The organism is Roseomonas aerilata DSM 19363 (assembly GCF_000711725.1).
Taxonomy (GTDB): Bacteria; Pseudomonadota; Alphaproteobacteria; order Acetobacterales; family Acetobacteraceae; genus Roseomonas; species Roseomonas aerilata.
On record NZ_JONP01000009.1, the window covers coordinates 188215 to 209323 of the forward strand.

14 protein-coding genes are annotated in these 21109 nt (G+C 71.9%); 7 read left to right on the top strand and 7 right to left on the bottom strand.

Annotated elements, in window-relative coordinates; all coding sequences use genetic code 11:
- Positions 1-9: 9 nt before the first annotated feature.
- The 4 genes from BO39_RS12910 to BO39_RS12925 are packed head-to-tail and all read right to left on the bottom strand — an operon-like array spanning position 10 to position 5193.
- Complete coding sequence (locus BO39_RS12910) at positions 10-1683, bottom strand: dipeptide ABC transporter ATP-binding protein (RefSeq protein ID WP_043833780.1); 1674 nt, start codon at positions 1681-1683, stop codon at positions 10-12.
- Positions 1680-2579: an ABC transporter permease gene (locus BO39_RS12915; protein ID WP_043833781.1), complete on the bottom strand. Its 900-nt coding sequence runs from the start codon at positions 2577-2579 to the stop codon at positions 1680-1682. Before BO39_RS12915 ends, BO39_RS12910 begins: the two co-directional genes overlap by 4 nt.
- Positions 2579-3589, bottom strand: a complete 1011-nt coding sequence (locus BO39_RS12920; protein WP_043833782.1) for an ABC transporter permease — start codon at positions 3587-3589, stop codon at positions 2579-2581. The genes BO39_RS12915 and BO39_RS12920 overlap by 1 nt, the downstream gene beginning before the upstream one ends.
- Before the next feature lie 5 nt (positions 3590-3594).
- Positions 3595-5193 (bottom strand): ABC transporter substrate-binding protein, encoded by a 1599-nt coding sequence (locus BO39_RS12925; RefSeq protein ID WP_043833784.1) that lies wholly within the window; start codon positions 5191-5193, stop codon positions 3595-3597.
- A gap of 160 nt (positions 5194-5353) precedes the next feature.
- Here BO39_RS12925 and BO39_RS12930 point away from each other — a divergent pair, with 160 nt between their 5' ends.
- The 3 genes from BO39_RS12930 (at position 5354) to egtD (ending at position 9508) form a co-directional block, all read left to right on the top strand.
- Positions 5354-7117 carry a monovalent cation:proton antiporter-2 (CPA2) family protein gene (locus tag BO39_RS12930; protein ID WP_052402024.1) on the top strand — a complete coding sequence of 588 codons (1764 nt, stop codon included), beginning with the start codon at positions 5354-5356 and terminating at the stop codon, positions 7115-7117.
- Between the two features lie 124 nt (positions 7118-7241).
- Positions 7242-8534, top strand: coding sequence for an ergothioneine biosynthesis protein EgtB (gene egtB / locus BO39_RS33605; protein WP_169742757.1), 1293 nt, complete (start codon positions 7242-7244; stop codon positions 8532-8534).
- Entirely contained in the window at positions 8531-9508 is a 978-nt protein-coding gene (gene egtD / locus BO39_RS33610; RefSeq protein WP_052402025.1) for an L-histidine N(alpha)-methyltransferase, read from the top strand. The genes egtB and egtD overlap by 4 nt, the downstream gene beginning before the upstream one ends.
- Before the next feature lie 23 nt (positions 9509-9531).
- Here egtD and BO39_RS12945 read toward each other — a convergent pair whose 3' ends face one another.
- Positions 9532-10143 (bottom strand): HWE histidine kinase domain-containing protein, encoded by a 612-nt coding sequence (locus BO39_RS12945; protein WP_052402026.1) that lies wholly within the window; start codon positions 10141-10143, stop codon positions 9532-9534.
- A 328-nt stretch (positions 10144-10471) separates the two neighbouring features.
- On the opposite strand from BO39_RS12945, the gene BO39_RS12950 reads away from it, so the two are divergent.
- Both BO39_RS12950 and BO39_RS12955 read left to right on the top strand, forming a co-directional pair.
- Positions 10472-10909: a response regulator gene (locus BO39_RS12950; RefSeq protein ID WP_052402027.1), complete on the top strand. Its 438-nt coding sequence runs from the start codon at positions 10472-10474 to the stop codon at positions 10907-10909.
- A 123-nt stretch (positions 10910-11032) separates the two neighbouring features.
- Complete coding sequence (locus BO39_RS12955; RefSeq protein ID WP_052402028.1) at positions 11033-12322, top strand: phospholipase D-like domain-containing protein; 1290 nt, start codon at positions 11033-11035, stop codon at positions 12320-12322.
- A gap of 6 nt (positions 12323-12328) precedes the next feature.
- Here the strand turns inward: BO39_RS12955 and BO39_RS12960 are convergent, their stop codons facing one another.
- Complete coding sequence (locus BO39_RS12960; protein WP_052402029.1) at positions 12329-15619, bottom strand: DEAD/DEAH box helicase; 3291 nt, start codon at positions 15617-15619, stop codon at positions 12329-12331.
- A gap of 184 nt (positions 15620-15803) precedes the next feature.
- Between BO39_RS12960 and BO39_RS12965 the strand changes: the two genes are divergently transcribed.
- Together BO39_RS12965 and BO39_RS12970 are read left to right on the top strand one after the other, a co-directional pair.
- Positions 15804-16622, top strand: coding sequence for a polysaccharide deacetylase family protein (locus BO39_RS12965; RefSeq protein ID WP_043833790.1), 819 nt, complete (start codon positions 15804-15806; stop codon positions 16620-16622).
- Positions 16619-17602: a Bug family tripartite tricarboxylate transporter substrate binding protein gene (locus tag BO39_RS12970; protein WP_211257442.1), complete on the top strand. Its 984-nt coding sequence runs from the start codon at positions 16619-16621 to the stop codon at positions 17600-17602. Before BO39_RS12965 ends, BO39_RS12970 begins: the two co-directional genes overlap by 4 nt.
- Before the next feature lie 18 nt (positions 17603-17620).
- Here the strand turns inward: BO39_RS12970 and BO39_RS34960 are convergent, their stop codons facing one another.
- Positions 17621-21100, bottom strand: coding sequence for an AAA family ATPase (locus BO39_RS34960; RefSeq protein WP_043833793.1), 3480 nt, complete (start codon positions 21098-21100; stop codon positions 17621-17623).
- Positions 21101-21109: the final 9 nt, after the last annotated feature.

The window sequence follows — 21109 nt, forward strand, 5'->3', positions numbered from 1 at the left end:
GGGCGTTCCTCAGGCAGGTGGGTGGGGAATGGCGGCGAGAAGCTCACGCGTGTAGTCGGCGGCCGGGTTCTCCAGCACCGTCTCGACCGGCCCTTCCTCCACGATGCGGCCGGCCCGCATGACGATCACGCGGTCGCAGAGCAGCCGCACGACGTTGAGGTCGTGGCTGACGAAAAGATAGCTCATCCCCAGCCGCAGCTTCAGCTCGTGCAGCAGGTTCAGCACCACCGCCTGCACGGAGACGTCAAGCGCGGCTGTCGGCTCGTCGAGCACCACGAGGTCGGGATCGAGCGCGATCGCCCGCGCAATACCCACGCGCGCCTTCTGCCCGCCCGAGAGCTGGTGCGGAAAACGGTCGAGCAGTGGGAGCGGCAGGCCGACGAGGGTGGCCAGTTCCTCCACCCGCGCCGCGAGCGCCGCGCCGCGAAGCGTGCCGAGGCGCCGGATCGGGTCGGAGATCGCGCGCGCCGCGCTGTGGCGCGGGTTGAGGCTGTCCGTCGGGTCCTGGAACACCATCTGGATGCGCCGGCGCAGCGGCGAGGCGGCGAAGCGCCGTGCGGGCATGGCGCCGATATCCCGGCCATCAAAGGTGATGCGCCCCGCCGTCGGATCGAGCAGGCGCATCACCAGCATCGAGGTCGTGGACTTGCCGCAGCCTGATTCACCGACCAGCCCGACGCTCTCGCCACGCCGCACCTCGAAGCCGATGCCGTCCACCGCGCGGAAGGGCTCCTCCGAGGCGGCGCGGCCGGCAAGGCGGGCCAGCAGCCCGGCACGGCCCTCGCGCCGGTACTCCTTCACCAATCCCTCGACCTTCAGCAGGGGCGCCCCGGCGGCAGGCGCGGCGGGGAAGGGCGCCGCGCCCTCCGGCAGCAGGTCGCGCAACCCGGCGCCGGGGCGGGGCGTCGCGCGCATCAGCCGTCGCGTATAGGGGTGGGAGGGGGCGCGGAAGATCTCGGCGGAACCCGCCGTCTCCACCACGCGCCCCTTCTCCATCACCACCACACGGTCGCAATAGGCGGCGGCCAAGCCGAGGTCGTGCGTGATGAGCAGCGTGGACATGCCGCGTTCCCGCGTCAGATCCGTCACCAGCTCCATCACTGATTTCTGCGTGGTGACGTCGAGACCTGTCGTCGGCTCGTCGGCGATCAGAAGCTGCGGGCGGCAGGCCAGGGCAAGGGCGATGACGATACGCTGGCACATCCCGCCCGAGAGCTGGAAGGGGTAAGCATGGTAGCGCTCCTGGGGATGCGCGATGCGCACGGCGTCCAGCACCGCGATGGCGCGCGCCTTTGCATCTGTCCGCGTGGCCTGCCCGTGCTGGAGCAGCACATCCTCGATCTGGCGTCCGACCTGGCGGATGGGATTGAGGGCTGCGCGCGGGTTCTGGAAGATCATCGAGATCTCCCGCCCGCGCAGGTCACGCATCTCGGTCTCAGGCAGGCTCTGCAGCGCCATGCCGGAGAAGGTGACGCTGCCGCCCGCGATACGCCCCGCGCGATCCAGGATGCGTATCACCGCGTAGGAGGTGACGGACTTGCCCGAGCCGGACTCTCCGACCACCGCCAGGGTTTCGCCCTTGGCGATGGAAAGGTCCACCCGCTCCACCGCGCGCACCGTGCCGCGGCGGGTGGCGAATTCCACCGTCAGCTCCCGTACGTCGAGAAGGGGAGGGGCGCTCATGTGCGCCTCTGCGGGTCGACGATGTCGCGCAACCCGTCGCCGAGAAGGTTGAAGCAGAACACGGCCAGCATGAGCGCGAGGCCGGGAAAGAGCGCCACCCACCATTCGCCGGAGACGATGAAGCTCGCCCCCTCCGCGACCATGATGCCCCATTCGGGCGTGGGCGGGCGAACGCCTAGTCCGATGAAGGAGAGGCCGGCCGCATTGAGGATGGCATAGCCCATGGTCAGCGACATCTGCACCGCCATGATCGGCAGGATGTTCGGCAGGATGGTGGAGAGCAGGATGCGAAGCTCGCCGTTGCCCGTCAGGCGCGCGGCCTGCACGTAGCCGGCGTCGCGCCGCACCAGCGCCTCTCCCCGCGCGATGCGGGCATAGAGGGGGAAGTTCACCACGGCCGTCGCGATGACGATGTTCGTCACGGTATTGCCGAGTGCGGCCACCACGCCCATCGCGAGGACGAAGAGCGGGAAGGCCATGATCGTGTCCGCCAGCCGCCCGACGATCCGGTCCGTCCAGCCGCCGAAGAAGCCGGCGGCGACACCCGCCAGGCCACCCACGGCGAAGACGAGGGCGACGGAGAAGAAGGCGATGCCCAGGTCCAGCCGGCAGGCCACAACCACCCGGCTGAGGATGTCCCGCCCGAGTTGGTCCGTGCCGAAAAGGTGCTGCGCGGAAGGCGGCTGGAGCGTGCGCAGCGAGTTGCTCGCCTGTGGGTCATAGGGAACGAGCGAGGGGCCGAGGGCCGCGCAGGCGATCAGGAAGAGGAGCAGCAGGAAGGAGAAGGCGGTGACAGGATTGCCCGCCAGCACGTAGCGCGCATGGCGGAACAGGTTGCCGGCGGCGGATGGCTTCGCCAGGGCCGCGGTCTCGGCGGTCACGGGAAGCTCAGACATCACCCTTCCTTCGCCCGCGGGTCGATCAGGCCGTAGAGGAGGTCGATCGCGAGGTTCAGCGCGATGTAGAGGATCGCCATCGTCAGCACGAAGCCCTGCACCGGCGCGTAATCGGAGGCGATGAGCGCCTCCACCGCGTAGGAGCCGATGCCAGGCCAAGCGAAGACCTTCTCCACGAGCACGTTTGCGCCGAGCAGGAAGGAGAAGACCATTCCCAGCGTCGTCACGACCGGCAGCATGGCGTTGCGGAAGGCATAGGTGATCACGACCGTCCGCCCGGCGAGCCCGCTGGCCCGCGCGGTGCGGATGAAGTCGGAGTCCAGCGCCGCGAGCATCGAGGCGCGCGTGATGCGCGCGAGCGGCGCGAGCGCGAACAGCGCGAGGGTCAGCGCCGGCAACGCGAGCTGCGAGAGGGCGGCGAGGAAGGTCTCGCTGTCGCCGGCGAGCAGGCTGTCGATGAGGAAGAAGTTCGTCACGGCCGGCGGCGGGCTGGCGAAGGCATCCAGCCGCCCAAGCGGGGAGGGCGCCCAGCCGAGGATGAAGTAGAACACGTAGACCGCGAGCAGCCCCGTGAAGAAGACCGGCAGCGAAACCCCGGCCGTCGTCAGCACGCGGCAGAGATGGTCCACCCAGGATCCCTGGCGCAACGCGGCGAGGATGCCGAGCGGCAGCGCAACCAGCACGGCAAGCAGCAGCCCGCACAGCGTCAGCTCCGCGGAGGCCGGCAGGCGCGTCGCGATCTCGTGCAGCACCGGCTGCCCGGTGCCGAGCGAGCTACCGAGATTGCCACGTGCCAGGTCCGAGACATAGCGCCCGAACTGCACCGGCAGCGGCTGATCAAGCCCCAGCTGCGCCTTGATCTGTGCGATGGCCTCGGCGGAGGCGACGGGCCCGGCGAAATACGTGGCGGTGTCGCCCGGCAGCACGCGCGTCAGCAGGAAGGTGACGACCACCACCCCGATGAGGCTCGGCACCGCCGTGCCGAGCCGCGAAAGGATGACGCGCAGCACGGGCCTCAGCCCTTGGTCAGGAAGCGGAAGTCGGGCTCGCGGGAGGGCCAGAATTGGTAGCCGCTGATGGAGCGCTGCATGGCCACGTCGTGCAGCGGCTGCGCGATCGGGATCATCGGCACCTCCTGCTCTGCCATGCCGATGAAGCCGCGCACGGCGCTCGCGTAGCTGTCCGCGTCGCCTGCGAAACGCGCGGCGTCGATCAGCTTGTCCATCGCCGGGTTCTGGTAGGAGGCGATGTTGAAGACCGAGTTGCTGCCGTGATAGTTCCAGAAGAAGAAGTAGTCGGGCCAGTCCAGCCAGCCACCGAAGCGGTTGATAACCATGGGCGCCGTCTTCTTGTTCAGCTCGCCGCGGAAATTGGCGCCGGGGATCTTGTTCAGCTCCACGTTGATGCCGATGGGCGCCAGGGATTCTTTGATCAGCACCGCCATCGGCTCGGCGATGGTGCCCGATCCCGCGTCGAAGAGCAGCGTGGTGGTCACCCCGCCCGGCGCGGCCTGCTGCACCAGCTCGCGCGCCTTCGCGACATTGGTGTTGTAGGGGAAGGGCTGCGGCCAGGCCGTGGTGGGCCCGCCCGTCGCGCCCCACATCGGCACCCCGCGTCCGAACAGGGATGCCTGCATGATCGCCTCGTAAGGCAGCGCCCAGGCGACAGCCTGGCGCAGCCGCACGTCCGTGAAGGCGCCTGTCGCCGCGTTCAGCGCCACGTACCAGATGGCGTTCGGTACGGGCACGCCCACCACCTTCACGCGGCGCGCCTCGGCCAAGTCCTTGAAGTCCTTCGGCGGCAGACCGTAGGAGATGTCGGCATCCCCGCGCTCGATCAGCGCGCGCCGCGTCGAGGGGGAGGGGATGTCGCGCGCGATGACCCGGCGAAGCGAAGGCAGTGGCCCCGACTTCCAGTCGTCGTTGCGGACATAGATGGTCTCGGTGCCCGGCCGCCAGGTCTCCACCTTGAAGGCGCCGGAGCCGGCGACATTGTTCTTCAGCCACTCCTTCGCCCAGGGGTCGCCGCCCGAGTTCCGGATCGCCAACTCGCTGTCGATCACGAAGGGAATGGTCACGCCGAGATTCGGCAGCGTGAGCTTGTCCTTCCGGATGTAGTCGATCCGGAAGGTGCGGTCGTCCACCGCCACGAACTGCTCGGGCTTCTCCAGGCTGCCCGCGTTCATCTGCGTCGTCGCGAAGCCGCCGATCGAGACAGCGCGGTCGAGCGACCACTTCACGTCCTTCGCCGTGACGGGTCGGCCCGAGTGGAACCGCGCCTCCCGCAGGCGGAAGGTGCAGCTCATGCCGTCGCTCGCCTCCTGCCAGCTCTCGGCCAGCTCGGGCTCCAGCGAGGTGATGTCGAAGGTGCTGCCGTTCCCCTCCCCGGGCAGCGGCACGCGCTTGTAGCGCACCAGCCGGTCGTAGCAGTTAAGCGCGACGCCGTTCACCGGCTGCGAGGAGCCGAGGCCCTGCATGTCGAGGCTGTTGGGGCCGTATTCCTGCACCAGGAGCAAGGTCTCGGCGCGGCTGGCCGTCGTCTGGGCCGCAGCGGGGCGCAGCGCGGGGGCGGCCAGTGTCGCGGAGGCGGAGGCAAGCAGGGTTCGGCGGTGCATGGATCATCCTCCGGTCAGGGCGCGGGGCGATCCGCACCGTTCCGCAATTCACAGGCAGGAGTAAGCAAGGAGCGTGCCTGCGCCCGTCGGCGCCTAGATTGCCAATCCGGCCGCCCTGCTCCACCTATGCGCGCGACGAAGCCCCGCCGACGGAGATCCGATGTCCGAACACTCCGAGGCAGCTGTTCTCCTCGAGCCCATCGTCCTTCTCGCCGCCGCCGTCGTCGCGGTTCCGCTCGCCAAGCGCGCGGGGCTGGGCGCGGTCCTCGGCTACATCGGTGCCGGGGTCGTGGTCGGCCCCTCAGTGCTCGGCCTTTTCTCGGAGCCTGGGCGGGTCTCCGGCATCGCCGAACTCGGCATCGTCCTCCTGCTTTTCGTCATCGGGCTGGAGATGAAGCTGTCACGTCTCTGGGAGATGCGGCGCGACATTCTTGGGCTTGGAACGGCGCAGATCCTTCTCTCCGGGGCGCTGATCGCGCTCTACGCGTATTTCGTCGCTGGCCGCGGCCTGCCGGCCTCGGTCGTGGCCGGGCTCGGCCTCGCGCTCTCCTCGACCGCCCTCGTCATGCAGTTGCTGCAGGAACGGCGGGAGGTCGAAACGGGCCATGGCCGCACCGCCTTCGCCGTCCTGCTGATGCAGGACCTGGCCATCGTCCCTCTGCTCGCCCTCGTCGCCTTCCTATCGCCTCTGCCGCGGGCGGACGACGGCCCTCTCTGGCTTGCGGCGGGCGAGATGCTGGCAGCGGTCGCGGCCGTGGTGCTCACGGGCCGCTTCCTGCTCAACCCGCTCTTCGGGCTTCTCGCGCGCAGCGGCGCGCAGGAGATCATGACCGCGGCGGTCCTGCTGGTCGTGCTCGGCGCGGCTGGCCTCATGGCGGCGGTGGGCCTCTCGATGGCGACTGGCGCCTTCCTCGCCGGCCTCCTCCTCGCGGAGTCGACCTACCGGCACGAGCTGGAGGCCGATATCGAACCCTTCCGCGGACTGCTGCTAGGGCTTTTCTTCCTCTCGGTCGGGATGAGCGTCGACCTCGACGTGGTCCGGGCGAACATCGTCGCGCTCCTGGCCGCGGCTACCGCCCTCACGGTGTCGAAGACGGCTGCCATCTACGCCGTCACGCGCTTCTTCGGCCACTCGCACGCGACCGCCGTGCGAACCGGCCTGCTGCTCGCCCAGGGCGGGGAGTTCGGCTTCGTCCTCTACTCGACCGCGGCCGCGGCGGGCGTGATGACACCCGAGCACGCGAGCCTGCTGGTCGCGCTCGTCACCCTCTCGATGGCCTTGACCCCGCTGGTCGTCAGGCTCGCGCCCCTCTTCATCCGGAACGTGAAGGGAGAGGCGCCGGAGGAGGATTTCTCGGATGCGCGCGGCGCGGTGCTCGTGATCGGCTTCGGGCGCGTGGGGCAGCTCGTCGCGCAGGTGCTCATCCGGCGCGGCATCGCACTCACGATCATCGATTCCGACGTCGAGCAGATCGAGGCGGCCGGCCGCTTCGGCGCCCGTGTGCATTACGGAGACGGCACGCGCCTCGACGTGCTGCGCGCCGCTGGCGCCGGGCGCGTGCAGCTCATTGCAGTCTGCACCGACCTGCCCGAAACCACGGACCGCGTGGTCGCGCTCGTACGGGAGGTCTTTCCGGAAACGCCCTGCGTCGTCCGCTCCTACGATCGCCGCCACGCCCTCCGCCTGCGCCGCCTAGGAGTGGTCGAGGTGCGGGAGACCGTCGAATCGGCTCTCGCGCTCGGCAGGCAGGCACTGGTCAGCCTCGGTGTGCCCGAGGTCGATGCGGCGGCGGCCGAGCGCGAGGTCCGCCGGCGGGACCTCGAGCGCCTTGCCGCCCAGGAGGCCGGTGCACCGGCAACCGCCGGCGACAGCTACGTCGTCCGGCCGGAACCGCTGGAGCAGCCGGTGGAGGTCCGCCCGTGATGGGGTCGGCCACTGAAACCGCGGCGGCCCCGGCGGTCACCAGTCCGTGCCGCCCGCCGGCACCGCCGCGCGGGGCCTCGCTTCCAACTTCCCGCCTCCCATCTTAGTGCGATGGAACGCCGCGATGCCTGACCACAACCCAGCGCCCCACCCGACGAAACACGGCGCCCCCTCCCTCTCTCCCCCTGACGCAGGCGCCGTGCTGGACCTCTTCAGGCGCGTGCGGCGGGAAACGGAGGAGCTCGCGGCGCCCCTCTCGCCCGAGGACCAGACGGTCCAGTCCATGCCGGATGCCAGCCCGGCGAAATGGCACCGCGCGCATACGACCTGGTTCTTCGAGACTTTCGTCCTGGCCCCGCACCTGGCGGGTTACGCAATTTTCGATCCCGCCTTCGGCTACGTCTTCAACTCCTACTACGAGGCCGTCGGCCCGCGGCACCCGCGCCCCTCCCGCGGGATGCTGAGCCGGCCGGGCGTCGCAGAAGTCGCCGCCTACCGCGCCCATGTGGACGCCGCGATGGAGCGGCTGCTCGCGGCGGGGGACGAGGCGGTGGCGGCGCTCGCCGTCATGGGCCTGCATCACGAGCAGCAGCACCAGGAATTGCTGCTGACCGACATCAAGCACGCCTTCTCCCTCTCGCCGCTGCACCCCGCTTATCTGCCGCCACCCGCCCCGCCATCCGCGTCCGCCACACCCATGGGCTGGTGGCTCGCGGAGGGTGGCATTCACACGGTGGGCTACGAGCCTTCAGGTGCTGCCCTCGACTTCGCTTTCGACAACGAGGGGCCACGCCACGAGGTGCTGCTGCGCGACCACGCGCTGGCCGACCGCCCCGTCAGCAACGGCGAGTTCCGCGCCTTCATGGAGGATGGCGGCTACCGAAAGCCCGCGCTCTGGCTTTCGGAAGGCTGGGCCCTCGCCCAGTCCGCCGGGTGGGAGGCGCCGGGCTACTGGCAGCGCCTCGACGGGGAGTGGCACGTCATGACGCTGCACGGTCTGATGCCGGTGCACGACGACGAGCCCGTGGCCCATGTCTCCTTCTACGAGGCGGCGGCCTATGCCGAATGGGCCGGCAAGCGCCTGCCGACGGAGTTCGAGTGGGAAGTCGCGGCGCAGCGCCATGCCGGGACCGGACAGCCCGCTGGCGGCGCTCGGCCGCACCCGCGGCCGCTCCTGACGGGCATCCGACAGGATGTGTGGGAATGGACGGCCAGCCCCTACTCGCCCTACCCGGGCTACCGCCCCCAGCCGGGGGCGCTCGGCGAGTACAACGGCAAGTTCATGATCAACCAGATGGTTCTCCGCGGGCGCTCCTGCGCCACGGCGGAGGGGCATGACCGGCCCAGCTACCGCAACTTCTTCCCGCCCCAGGCACGCTGGCAGTTCTCGGGCTTTCGCCTCGCGGAGGATGCATGAACCTCGCCCAGCCGCTGCACGAGCTGACGGACCTCTCGCCCGGCCTGGCGGAGTTCCGCCAAGCCGTGGTCGCCGGCCTCTCCGCTTCCCCCAAGACCCTGCCGTGCAAGTTCCTCTACGACGTCGAGGGCTCCCGCCTTTTCGACCGCATCTGCGAGCTGCCGGAATACTACCCCACCCGAACGGAACTCGCCCTTCTCCGGGCGCGGGCCGGCGAGATCGCGGCGTTGGCCGGGTCGGGCGCGGCGCTGGTGGAATTCGGATCGGGCGCCGGGGTAAAGATCCGGCTGCTGCTCGCCGCGCTGCGGGATCCCGCACTTTACGTGCCCGTGGACATCTCGCGCGAGCACCTCGCTGCAGCCGCGCGGGGCCTCGCGCAGGACTTCCCGGAACTGCCCATCCTTCCCGTCTGCGCCGACTACACGGCGCCTTTCGCGCTTCCGGTGCCCCCTGGCATGGCCCCGCGGCGCCGGGTCGGGTTCTTTCCCGGCTCCACCATCGGCAACTTCACGCCCGAAGAGGCGACGGCCTTCCTCCGAGTCACCGCGCGCCTGCTCGGGCCGGGATCGCTGATGATCGTCGGGGCGGATCTGCCGAAGGATCCCGCGGTGCTGCTGGCAGCCTATGACGACGCGGCGGGCGTGACGGCAGCCTTCAACCTCAATCTTCTCCGCCGCATCAACCGGGAACTGGGCGCCGGCTTCGACCTCTCGGCCTTCCGGCACGAGGCGCGCTGGAACGCCGCAGAGAGCCGCATGGAGATGCATCTCGTCAGCCGTCGCGCCCAGGTGGTCCCGCTCGGCGAGGCGAGCTTCCGCCTCGCCGCAGGGGAGTCGATCCACACGGAGAACTCTTACAAATACGGGATTGAGGCCTTCATCCGGCTCGGCGAGAGCGCCGGCTACCGCGCGCTCAAGGTCTGGACCGACCCCGCAGGCCTGTTCAGCATCCACGCGCTGGAGGTGCCGGGCTGAGGCCTTGCCCCGCTTGCCCCGGTTCAGGGTGGCGCCGGGGCATTGTCGTCCGCCAACACCCGCGCTGCCGTGATCGCTGCCTCGTAGACCAGCCCGTCGGCGGTCCAGCGCCGCTCCATCCGGCCGCCGAGCTGCTCGCGTATCGTCGCCTCGATCACGCGCGATCCGAAGCTGCGACGTGCGGGCGGGGCAGGGGGCGGCCCGCCCCTTTCCTCCCACCGCATCCGCAGCAGGCCGGCCGCTCGGTCGTGCGACCAGCTCAGCCGCACCTCACCGCCGGGCACGGAGAGGGCGCCGTGCTTCGTAGCGTCCGTGGCGAGCTCGTGCACCGTCATGGCCAGCGGCTGGACCGAGATCGGGTTCAGCAGGAGGTCCGGCCCATCCAGCACCGCGCGGGGCGCCCGCCCCTCCTCGCGGGAAGGGGGCGCATCGGAGAGGAAGCCGGCCAGCTCCGCCCGCACCACGCCGTGCAGCGACGCCCCGCGCCAGCTCGCATCCGCCAGCATCGTATGGGCGCTCGCGAGCGCCAGCACCCGCCCCTCCACGTCCCGGGCATAGCTGGCCGCGTCCTCCCGCGGCGGGAGGCGCAGCGCGGCCTGCACGACGGTCAGCACGTTCTTCGCCCGGCGGTCCACCTCCCGTGCGAGGAGCGCATCATCCGAGCCACCGGGCCCGGCGTAAGCAAGCGATCACGCCGGACCGATGGAGCGCAATGACAAGCCTCGTTCCGGGTCGCGATAAGCCGTCTTCACCATCAATGATCGAACGATAGGCCGATCACTTCATTCCGGGAAACATCTGGGTTACGTTTGTCGCGGCCGAGGCGCCGCGAGCCCGGGGAGCAGGGAAGGAAGCACGCCGATTCTCCCAAAGTTTTCAGCACAGTTGCCACCACAGGTTGCGTTCATCTTGCGTTAAGCTCGTATTCCGCGTTCAAACAGGGTTAGCACCAGGTGAGAACAGATGCCCGATGAGCCGGCCCGAGAGGGGCCTCCACGTGTTCTGGTCGCAGAAGACGAAGAGGCCGTCGCACTGCTGATAGATCTGGACCTTAGCGAGAGTGGCTACCGCGTTACCTGTGCTCCGGACGGCGCGGTTGCCGCGGCCGAGCTGGAGTCGCAACCCTTCGATGCCGTCGTCACCGATGTGCGGATGCCTAATCTCGACGGTGTCGGGCTCGTGCGCAAAATCGTCGCCACCTGGCCCGGCATGCCGATCGTCGTCCTTAGCGGCTACATGACGGAGGAGCAGAACCGGACCTTGCTGAGCCTCGGTGTTCAGCCGGAGGCGCTTCTCGAGAAGCCCGACGGCTTCCGCCACCTGCGCAGCACCCTCGAAGGGCTCCTGGCCAGCCGAGCCGGTGCGCCGGGCGTCCGCCGGAACCTTCCTCCGGCCTGCTGAGGCGGCCAGTCCGCTGACCCTCCCTGGTGCCCCGAATCGTGACGGTGGCACATCTTTCCGTGAGGCGCCCCATACCGGCGCATCGGCCCGAATTCCGCCGCAGGCCGACCCCATCAGCGGCGCATGAGACGCTTCCTCCCCATCCTCGCGCTGCTCGGACCGGGTCTCCTGGGCGGCTGCGCCTCCGCGCCGACGCCGGGCGTGAGCCGCGACCTTCTGGCCGCGCGCGCGTCAGCCGGGCCGGGCGGGAGCATCGACCTCATCCGGCGCCAGGGGGAGCGCTTCTCCGGCCTGCCCTTCCTCGACGGCAACCGCGTGGAACTGCTGGTGGACGGCCCCGCGACGTTCGGCGCCCTCGCCGAGGCCATCCGTGGCGCCCGCACCCGCATCGACATGGAGAGCTACGAATTCGACGAGGAAGCCGGCGGACGGTTTGCCGACATGCTGCTGGCAGCCCGGGCACGCGGCGTCGAGGTGAACCTCGTCTACGACGCCTGGGGCGCGGCCGAGACTTCGAAGGCCCTCTTCGACCGGCTGCGCGCGGGCGGTGTCCGCGTGCTGGAGTTCAACCCGCTCCGGCCTAACGAGCGCGTGCCGGTCGCGCTGAACAAGCGGGACCACCGCAAGCTCCTGCTGGTGGACGGGCGGCTGGCAATCACCGGCGGCGTGAACATCAGCCGGGTCTATCAAAATGCCCCCCGGCCCGAGGGCGCCGATTCCGAGGAGCAGGCCTGGCGCGACACGGATGTCCGGATCGAGGGCCCGGTGGTCGGGCAGTTCGCCCGCTACTTCATGGAAACATGGCGCCAGCAGAACGGCCCGCCCATCGCCGACCCTCCGCCGACGCCGCGGACGCCGGTGGGCAACGTGACCGTTCAGGCCATCAACGGCGCGCCCGACAACGACCAACCGCTGATCTACCGCACGCTGCTCTCCGCGATCGAGCTGGCGGACCGCTCGATCCATCTCACCACCGGCTTCTTCGTGCCCACGCCGGACCTCGCAGGCGCGCTTGCGGCGGCGGCCCGGCGCGGGGTGGACGTGCAGATCGTCGTGCCCGGCCAGAGCGACAGCAGCGCCGCGGTCGCCGCCGGCCGCGCGAAATACGGAGACCTGCTGAAGGCCGGCGTGCGGATCCACGAGCGGCAAGGCCGCGTGCTGCACGCCAAGACGGCCGTCGTGGACGGCGCCTGGTCGGCCGTGGGCTCCTCCAACCTCGACTGGCGCAGCACCGTCTGGAACAACGAGATCGACGCCATCATCCTCGGGCCTGAGTTCGGGGAGCGCATGGAGGCGCTGTTCCGGCACGACGTCGCCGCCTCCCGCGAGATCACCCTCGAAGCCTGGCGCGCGCGCGGCCTCGGGGAGCGTCTCCGCGAGGTCGGGGCGAGCCTCGTCGAGACCTTTCTCTGACGCGGCTCACGCGGCCGCCCGGTCGCCCCGCGCCGGGCCGCGCTGGCGCAGCCGGTCGAGCAGCGCTTCCGCCGTCGCCAGCAATCCCTCCTCGCCTTCGGCGCGGCGGGGCAGGACGATCCGCTCGCCCCGCCTCTCCAGCGGCGCGCGCGCGGCGGGCGGCTCGGCGCGAAAGCTCGCCGCCGCGGCACTCGGCCCCACCTCCAGCTTCGATATGCCGTACCCGCGGCAGCGCAGGCGGAGGCGGGCGAGGGTGAGAAGGTTCTCCACGGGCTCGGGCGGGGCCCCGAAGCGGTCCGCCACCTCCTCCGCGAAATCCCCCAGCGCGGCCGCGTCGCCTCGCCGCAGGATCGCCGCCAGCCGGGCGTGCAGTTCCACGCGCCCCGCCTCCTCTTCCACGTAGTCCTTCGGGATCCAAGCGGAGACGGCGATCGAGAGGGCTGGCGTCCAGTCCTCCTCCACCGCCTCTCTGCGCGCCGCGTGCAGGGCGCGGTCGAGCAGGTGCTGATAGAGGTCGAGGCCGATGAGCTTGAGGTGCCCGGCCTGGCTCTCCCCCAGCAGGTCGCCCGCGCCGCGCAGGTCCATGTCCTGCGCGCTGATGGCGAAGCCGGCGCCCACGCGGTCGAAGGCCTCCAGCGCGCGCAGCCGCTTCTCGGTAAGCGGGGAGGGGGGCTCCTCGGGGTCGGTCATGAGGATGATCGTGCCCCGCACCCGCCCGCGCCCCACCCGGCCGCGAAGCTGGTGAAGCTGGCCGAGGCCGAAGCGATCCGCGCGGTGCACGATCATCGTGTTCGCCCGCGGCACGTCGAGCCCGGTCTCCACGATGTTGGTCGAGAGCAGCACGTCGCCCTCGCCGTCGGCGAAGCGGACCAGCGCGGTGTCCACCTCCTCCACCGGCAGCTCGCCATGCGCCTCGATCATCTCCAGTTCCGGCAGCAGCCCGGCGATCCTCTCGCGCATGCCCGGCAGGTCCTCGATCCGCGAGAGGACGACGAAGCTCTGCCCCCCGCGCCGCTTCTCGCGCGCGAGGGCCGATTGCAGCACCGCGTCATCGAGCGGCATGTGCACGGTGCGGATCGGCTGGCGGCGCCCCGGCGGCGTCGCGATCACGCTGAGCGCCTGCAGCCCGACGAGCGCCGATTGAAGCGTGCGCGGGATGGGTGTCGCCGTCATGGCCATGACATGCGTCTCCGCTGCCAGCCGGCGCACGGTCGCCTTTTGCCGGGTGCCGAAGCGTTGCTCCTCGTCGATGACAACGAGGCCGAGATTCTTGAAGCGCACGCCCTTGGCGGCCAGGGCCTGGGTGCCGATGACAATGTTGATCTCGCCTTCCGCCAGCCTCTCCTTCACCGCCTTCGCGTCTGCCGCGGAGGACAGGCGCGAGAGCTGCTCGATGCGGATCGCGCGCCCGCCCGTCTTCAACCCCGAGAAGCGGCGGCGGAAGGTGTTCAGGTGCTGGCGGACGAGGACCGTGGTCGGCGCCAGCACCGCCACCTGCACCCCCGCCAGCGCCGCGACAGCCGCCGCGCGAAGGGCCACTTCCGTCTTCCCAAAGCCGACATCGCCGCAGACAAGCCGGTCCATCGGGCGCCCGGAGGCGAGGTCGGCCAGCACGGCGTCGATCGCCTCCGCCTGATCGGTGGTGAGCGCGAAGGGAAAGCGGGCGACGAAGCGGTCATAGGCGCCGCCGCGCCGCCGGAGCACCGGCGCGGTGCGTGCCTCGGCCTCACGCGCCATGCTGACCAGCGCCTCCGCGCTCGCGGCCACCTGCGCCTCCACTTCGGCCCGCCGCTTCGGCCAGCTCTCGCCGCCAAGCCGGTCCAGCGTCACGCCCTCGGCCTCCGCGCCGTAGCGCCAGATGCGGTCCATCTCGTCCAGCGGCACGAGCTGCGTCGCGCCGCCCGCATAGTCGAGGCGAAGGCAGTCGAGCGTCGTTTCTCCAACCGTCACGGCCTCCACCCCGCGCAGCGCACCGAGGCCATGGTCGAGGTGGATCACCGCGTCGCCCGGCTGAAGGCCGGGATCGGCAAGGGCGAGGATCCGCTGCCGCTCCGCCTCGCTGCCATGGGCGACGGGCGGCCGCACGTCGCCGGGCGTGACCACCACGACGCCGTCGGCCTCGAAGCCCGCTTCCAGCAGCCCGTCCAGCACGCCGAAGGTGCCGGGCGGCGCGTCCCGCAGGGCCGTCCAGCCCGCCAGCGGCTCCGCCCGCAGGTCAAGCCGCTGCTGGGCGAGGCGGAGAAGGGCGCGGGTGCCCCGCGTGCCGCGCCCGGCCAGCGCCACGCGCTGCCCCGCTTCCCGCCGCTCCTCCAGGAAGTCGAGGAAGGCCTCCTCGGGGTCGCGGGTGCCGATGAAGCGCGGCGCGGCGCCCTCCGGTTCCTCTGGCGGCGGCTCCAGCGGCAGCACCTTCCGCCCGGAGAGGGCCGCGGCCCAGGCGGCCTCGTCGAGGTAGAGCCGGGCTGGTTCCGAGACCGGCCGCGTCTCCTCGCCAGGCGGCAGGAGGGCCAGGCGGGAGCGGAAGGCGTCCGCCACCTCCGCCGCGCGCTGGGGGCGCAGCTCCTCCACCTCGGGGTCGAGCAGGACGGGCACCTCGGGCAGCAGCTCGAAAAGCGTCACCAGCCGCGGGCAGAAATCGGCCAGCGCGTGCTCCAACCCCTGGCCGTGGCGCTCCTCCGATCCCTCGGGCAGCACCACCTCGGAGGCGGGGCCGAGCGTCACCGCCTCGGCCTCCACCTGGCTGCGCTGGGTAATGGGGTCGTAGTGGCGGATCGAGGTGACGCGCCCCTCCTCGTGCTCGATCCGGCAGGGCTGGGCGCCCTCGCCGGCAGGATAGACATCGAGCACTGCGCCGTGCAGCGCCGCCTCGCCCGGCTCGTCCACGCGCTCGTCGAAGACGTAGCCGAGGCGTTCGAGGAAGGCCTCGGCGAGCGCGGGGTCGAGCGCCTCGCCGACCCGCAGGGAGAGCGCGGCCCAGGCCTCGGGCGGCGACAGGCGCTGGGCCGCGGCATCGACGCTCGCGACCACCAGCATGCGGCCGCCCGCCCGTGCGGAGAGGGCGTGGACCGCCGCCATCCGCTGGCCCATCACCGCGCGGGAGGGGGAGGCCCGGTCATAGGGCAGGCAGTCCCAGGCTGGCAGCAGGACGACGCGGAGAGAGGGGTCCAGCGCCCGGGCTGCGGCGGCGAGGCGGGCGGCCCGTGCCTCGCTGCGGGCGATGTGAATTGCGCCGTCACTCTCCGCCACAAGTTCCACGAGACGAGCCGCAAGCAGCCCTTCCGGTTCCGCCACCAGTCGCACGCCGCGTTCTCCTCAACGTTCTGTCCGATAGAACGCCAGTAGGCGGCTCTCGGTGGCAGGACATTCGCCTCCGGCCCCGCCGGCGAGCTGGCCGTTGCCGTCCCGCGACACCGGCCGCATCATCCCAGCATGACCGGCCAGGCAAGGCCGGCAAGGGGCGCCGAGCCCCGGAGGAAACGAGCGAATGATCGATGCCTGGCCAGAGGGCGCCCGGGTGGCCGTGATGGTCACCATCATGTTCGAAACCTGGCCCGAGGGCATGGCCCCGCCCTATTCCCCCATGGCGAGCGCGCTGCGCGAGGGCGTGACCGATCGCCAGGGCATTTCCTGGGCCGAGTATGGCGGGCGCACCGGCATCTGGCGCCTCGGCGAGATGCTGGATCGCGCGGGGATCAAGGCGACGGTCGCCACCAACGCCCGCGCCGTCGAGCGCTACCCGGAGGCCGTGCGCGCGCTGCACGCGGGCGGCCACGAGATCGCCGGCCACTCCTACACGCAGAACGTCTTCCTCCCCTATCTCGACCCCGAGGAGGAACGCTCGCTCATCCACCGCTGCGCCGGCATCATCGCCGAGGCCACCGGCGAGCCCTGCGCCGGCTGGGCCAGCCCGCGCATGACGCCGACCGCCCATACCGCCGGCTTCCTGGCCGAGGCCGGGATGATCTGGCACGGCGACTACAACGACACCGACCTGCCCTACATCGTAGACACGCCGCATGGCGGGATCGTCGCGCTCATGCACAGCGACTTCACCGACAACCGCGTGATGCGCGGCAGCCCGCGAGACTTCCTCGACGTCTACCGCGACACCTTCGACTTCCTTTACGCGACCGGGAGGCCGGAGATCCTGAACCTCACCGTCCACGCGCATTTCGGCGGGCGCCCGCCGATGGCCGCCGTGCTCGCGAAGATCATCGAGCACATTCGCGGCCACGAGGGGGTCTGGTTCGCGCGGCACGACGAACTCGCGCGATGGGTGATGCAGAAGGAGAGAGCGGCATGATGCGCCCACCCCTGAACCGGCGCGACGCGCTGCGCGCCGCAGGCCTCGCCGCCCTGCCGGCCGGCGCCCTCGCGCAGCCCGCCTGGCCGAACCGCACGATCCAGATCGTCGTCGCCTACGCCGCCGGCGGCACGGGCGACCTCTTCGCGCGCCTCGTGGCGGAGCGGCTGCGCGGGCCGCTCGGGGTGAACGTCGTCGTGGAGAACCGCTCGGGCGCGGCCGGCGCAATCGGCACCCAGGCGGTCGCCCGTGCGGCGCCCGATGGCTACACGCTGCTGCTCGGCCAGGCGCCGGAGATCGCCATCGCCAAGAGCTTCGTGCCCAACCTTCCCTACGACCCGGCGCGGGACCTCGCGCCCGTCGCGCTGATCGGGAACGCGGCGCTGGCGCTCGTCGTGAACGCGTCCACGCCCTATGCCTCCGTCGCCGATCTCGTCGCGGCCGCGCGGGAACGGCCGGGACAGATGACCTTCGCCTCCTCCGGCACCGGCACGCCCGGGCACTTCGCGGCCGAGACGCTGGCGCTGCGAACGGGCACGCGCATGGTCCACGTGCCCTATCGGGGTGCGGGCCCGGCGCTGACGGACCTGCTCGGCGGCCATGTGGACTTCTTCTTCTCGGGGATGCCGGCCGCGATCCCGCATGTCCGGGAGGGCAAGCTCCGCCTCCTCGCCGTCTCCACCGCCCGCCGCACCCCGGGCTCGCCGGAAACGCCGACGGTGGCGGAGGGCGGCATCCCCGATTTCGACTTCAGCCTCTGGGGCGGCCTCTTCGCGCCCGCCGGCACGCCGCCGGCCGCCATCGAGCGGCTGAACACGGAGGTGAACACCATCCTGCGCGACCCGCAGATGCGCGGCCGCCTCGTGCAGGAGGGTTCCGACGTGCAGGAGACCACGCCCGCCGAATTCACGGGCTTCGTGGGGCGGGAGGTGGCGAAATACGCGCGCGTGATCGAGGCGACGGGCGTGAAGCCCGAATAGCCCTCCGCACGCCAGCGCTCAGGTGGGCGCGGCCTCCAGGCGTTGCACGTGGCAGGCGCCCTCCGGCAGCGCGGCCCGCAGCACCGGCAGAAGGTGCTCGTGGTGGCTCAGGAGGACGACCTGGGCCGTTTGACTGAGTGCGAGAAGCGCGCGGAAGGCGGCCGCCGCGCGTCGGTCGTCGAAGCTCTGCAGGATGTCGTCGCCCAGGAACGGCAGCACCGTGCCGCTCGCCGCGTGATCCTCGATCGCCACCATCCGCAGCGCGAGGAAGAGCGCGTCCCGGGTGCCTTCCGACAGGCCCTCGACGGGCGTCGCTTCCTCCGGGAAATCGCGGGAACGCAGCGTCAGCCTTGCCGTGCCGCGCTCGTCCTCCTGGGATTGCACGCCGGTGTAGTCGCCGTTGGTAAGCACCGAGAAAGCCGTGCCGATCCGGCGCAGCAGCACGTCGTCCGTGCCTTGCTGCACCACGTCCAGTGCAGCGTCGAGCAGGCCGGCCGCGACCTGCATCAGCAGCGCGTCGTCCAGCGTTTGGCCGAGAAGGCTCGCGGCCGCGGCCTCCTCGGCGGCGGCGCGCACCGCCACGTCATCGCCGGCGAGCTGCCGCATCTCCAGGTCCAGCGCCGTCGCCGCGGCCACTGCCGCCTGGGCCTCCTCCGCGTGGCGGTACTGGGCCGCCTGCGCCTCCTCCAGCGCGGTGTCGAGCCCCTCGGGCGGCACGGCTGCCACCTCGGCGCGGAGCGCATCGAGCGGCAAGCCGTCGCCGGCCTCGATCAACTCGGCCTCGGCCGCGGCCAGCAGCGCCTCCTGCCGCGCGCGCTCGGCGCCGAGGACGACGCGGCGCTCGGCCTCCTCCGCCGTCGTGGCACCCACCGCGGCGATCGCCTCGCGCAGCGCGGCCTCCGCCATACCCAGCGCCGCCTCCTGGCTCCGCAACGCCATCGCGTGAGTCTCCCGCTGGCCGAGCAGGGCCGTGCGGGTCTCGGCGCGCGCCGCCTCGGCCCGGTGTCGCCGGTCCAGCTCGCGCAGCCCGGCGGCCGCATCCTGTTCGGACTGTAGGCCGAGCGTCGCGCAAAGCTCGGCGTAACCGCCCTCGAAACGGTCCAGCGCCGCACGCCAGGTCGCGGCTTCGGCCTCGATCCGCACGGCCTCGCGCAGCGCCTCGCCCAACTCCTCGCGCAGGGCGAGCCGATCGGCGACTGCCTCCTGCGACAAGCCCGGCGCCTCGCCGAGGCGACCAAGCGCGGCCTCCCATTCCTCCCGCCACCGCGCCTCGGCCTCGGACGCCGCGGCGCGCTCCCCAGCCATACGGCGGAGCTCATCCCGGGCCGCGGCGGCGGCGGCCTGGGCGCGCTGGCGCTCGCCTTCGGCCGCACGCAGCCGCCGGACCGCCTCCTCCGCCCGGTCGAGAAGGGTGGCGAGGCCGAGGGACGGCGGTGCGCCAAGCATCGCCGCCAGCCGTGCCGCTTCTGTCCCGGACCGCTCCTCCGCCTCCGCGAGGACTGCCGCGGCGGCCGCAACGGCTTCCCGAAGCAGGATCGCCTCATCCCGCGCCGCGAGCGCCCGCTGCGCCTCTGCGAGCGTGGCGCCGGCATCGAGGCCGAGCGGCCGGACCGCCTCGGCCCAGGCCGCGCCGGCCGCCTGGTGCGCCGACCGGGCAGCCGCGCGGGCGGCCTCGACGACCGCGAGGTCCGCTTCTCCCTCGGCCACCTCCCGCAGCAGTGCCTCCGCGCGCGCCGCCCGTTCGGCATCGGTGAGCCTGGCATCGGCCAGCCGGTCGGCCCCGGCCACGGCCTCCGCATAGGCCAGCGGGAGCGGTCGGCCGCCACCATAGGCGCGTTCCTCCTCCTCCCGGCCCTGGCCGAGAAGGCGGCGGAAGACGAGGTCCCAGCCGGCCTCCCGGTGCGCACGGGCCTCAGCCAGGGCCGCGCGGGTGGGCGGCACGCCGGCCGCCTCCAGCACGGCCCGTTCCTCACGCGCGGCGACCAGCGCCGCGTCCGCGCGGCTAACCGCCTCCGCGTGTCGGTCGAGTGCAGTCTCCGCCGCCTCCAGAGCGGCCCAGAGCCGCTCAAGCGCTGGCAAGGAAACAGACCGGCTGGCATCCAGCGCAGCGGGAAGGCGCGCGAGGGCGGCGCCGAGCCGCGCCTCCGCCTCTGCCAGCCCGCGTCGCGCGGTGGCAATCCGCGCGGCGGGATCGCCGTCCCGCCGGATGTCACGGAGCAGCGCGTCGATCCGCTCGGCATCCTCGGCGGGCGGCAACGCGGCGAGCGCCCGTTCGGCCTCCTCCACCCTTGCGCTGCCCTCCGCCAGACGGCGCGGCAGGCTGGCCGAGGCGCTGGCGGCGGCGGCCCGCTCCACTGCCAGCCGCCGCAGCGCCGTGGCGAGGGCGGGGGAGGGGACCAGCACCGAGGGATCCGCGTCGCCGCCGCCGAGCGTTCCGGCCAGCGCCGACACCCGCGCGCGCAGCGTCACGAGGGCGGCCTCGGCCTCCGGCAGCTCCTCCCGCGCCTGCGTGGCCAGCGCGGCCGCCGCCGCCAGCGCTTCCAGCGCCGGCCCCTGTGCGATCAGGCCGTCATCGGTCACGATCGCCGCCAGATCGGCGTCGAGCCGCGCGAGGAAAGTGCGCCCCGCTTCCAGCGCGTGCGCCGCCCGCGCGACGGTGCCGCGCGCCTCGGGCAGTCGCTCACCGAGCGCTGCCGGCAAGCGCGGCGCTCCGGTATTTCCAGCCAGCCACAGGCGCGCGGTCTCGTGGCGTGCGAGCATGGGGCGGACGCGGCGCACGCGCTCAAGCCGGCGAAGTTGCGACGCCGCCTCGGTGGCCTGACGGTTGGCCCCATCCCGTCGTGACACGGCCTCGCGCAAGGCGCGCTCGCGCTCCTCCCATTGCTGCGGCCGCACGAGGCTGCCGTTGAGTTGCCGCCGGCTCTCGGACCAACGCTCGAGCGCGATGTAGAAGGGTCGCTGCGCCGTCTTGCGGGTGGGCGCGAGACGATCGCGCTCCTCCTCCAGGTTGCGCCGGAGCGCCGAGGCCTCCCGCACCCCGCCCGCCGCCGCGAGCAGCGCATCGGCCAGCGCGCCGCCGGAACTAAGAAGGTCCCGTCCGCCCTGGCGCAGCCGCTCCGTGTCGAGGGCGAAGAGCTGGGCGAGCAGCTTCGCATCCGCCCGGCCGAGCAGCCGCTCCATCCAGCCCGCGTCGAGCGGCGCGTCATCCGCCCCGGTCAGCGTGTTCTTCAGCCCCTTGCGGCGGTTGAAGGCAAAGGGCGCGCCGTCCGGCCCGATCCCTGCGGCGGAGAGCTGCATCCCCCCGTAGCCGTGCCGGAAGCTCATCGGCGTCTGCCCGCCGATGCCGAACAGCAGTTCCCCGAAGGCGTGGCGGAGCACGGACTTGCCCGCCCCATTCGGCGCCAGCACGAGGTTGATCCGGCCGGGCGCCGGATCGAAGTCGAGGCGCGTGCCGGCGAAGCTGCCGTAGCGGGTGAGCGTCAGGCTCGTCAGGCGCATGCCGCGCGC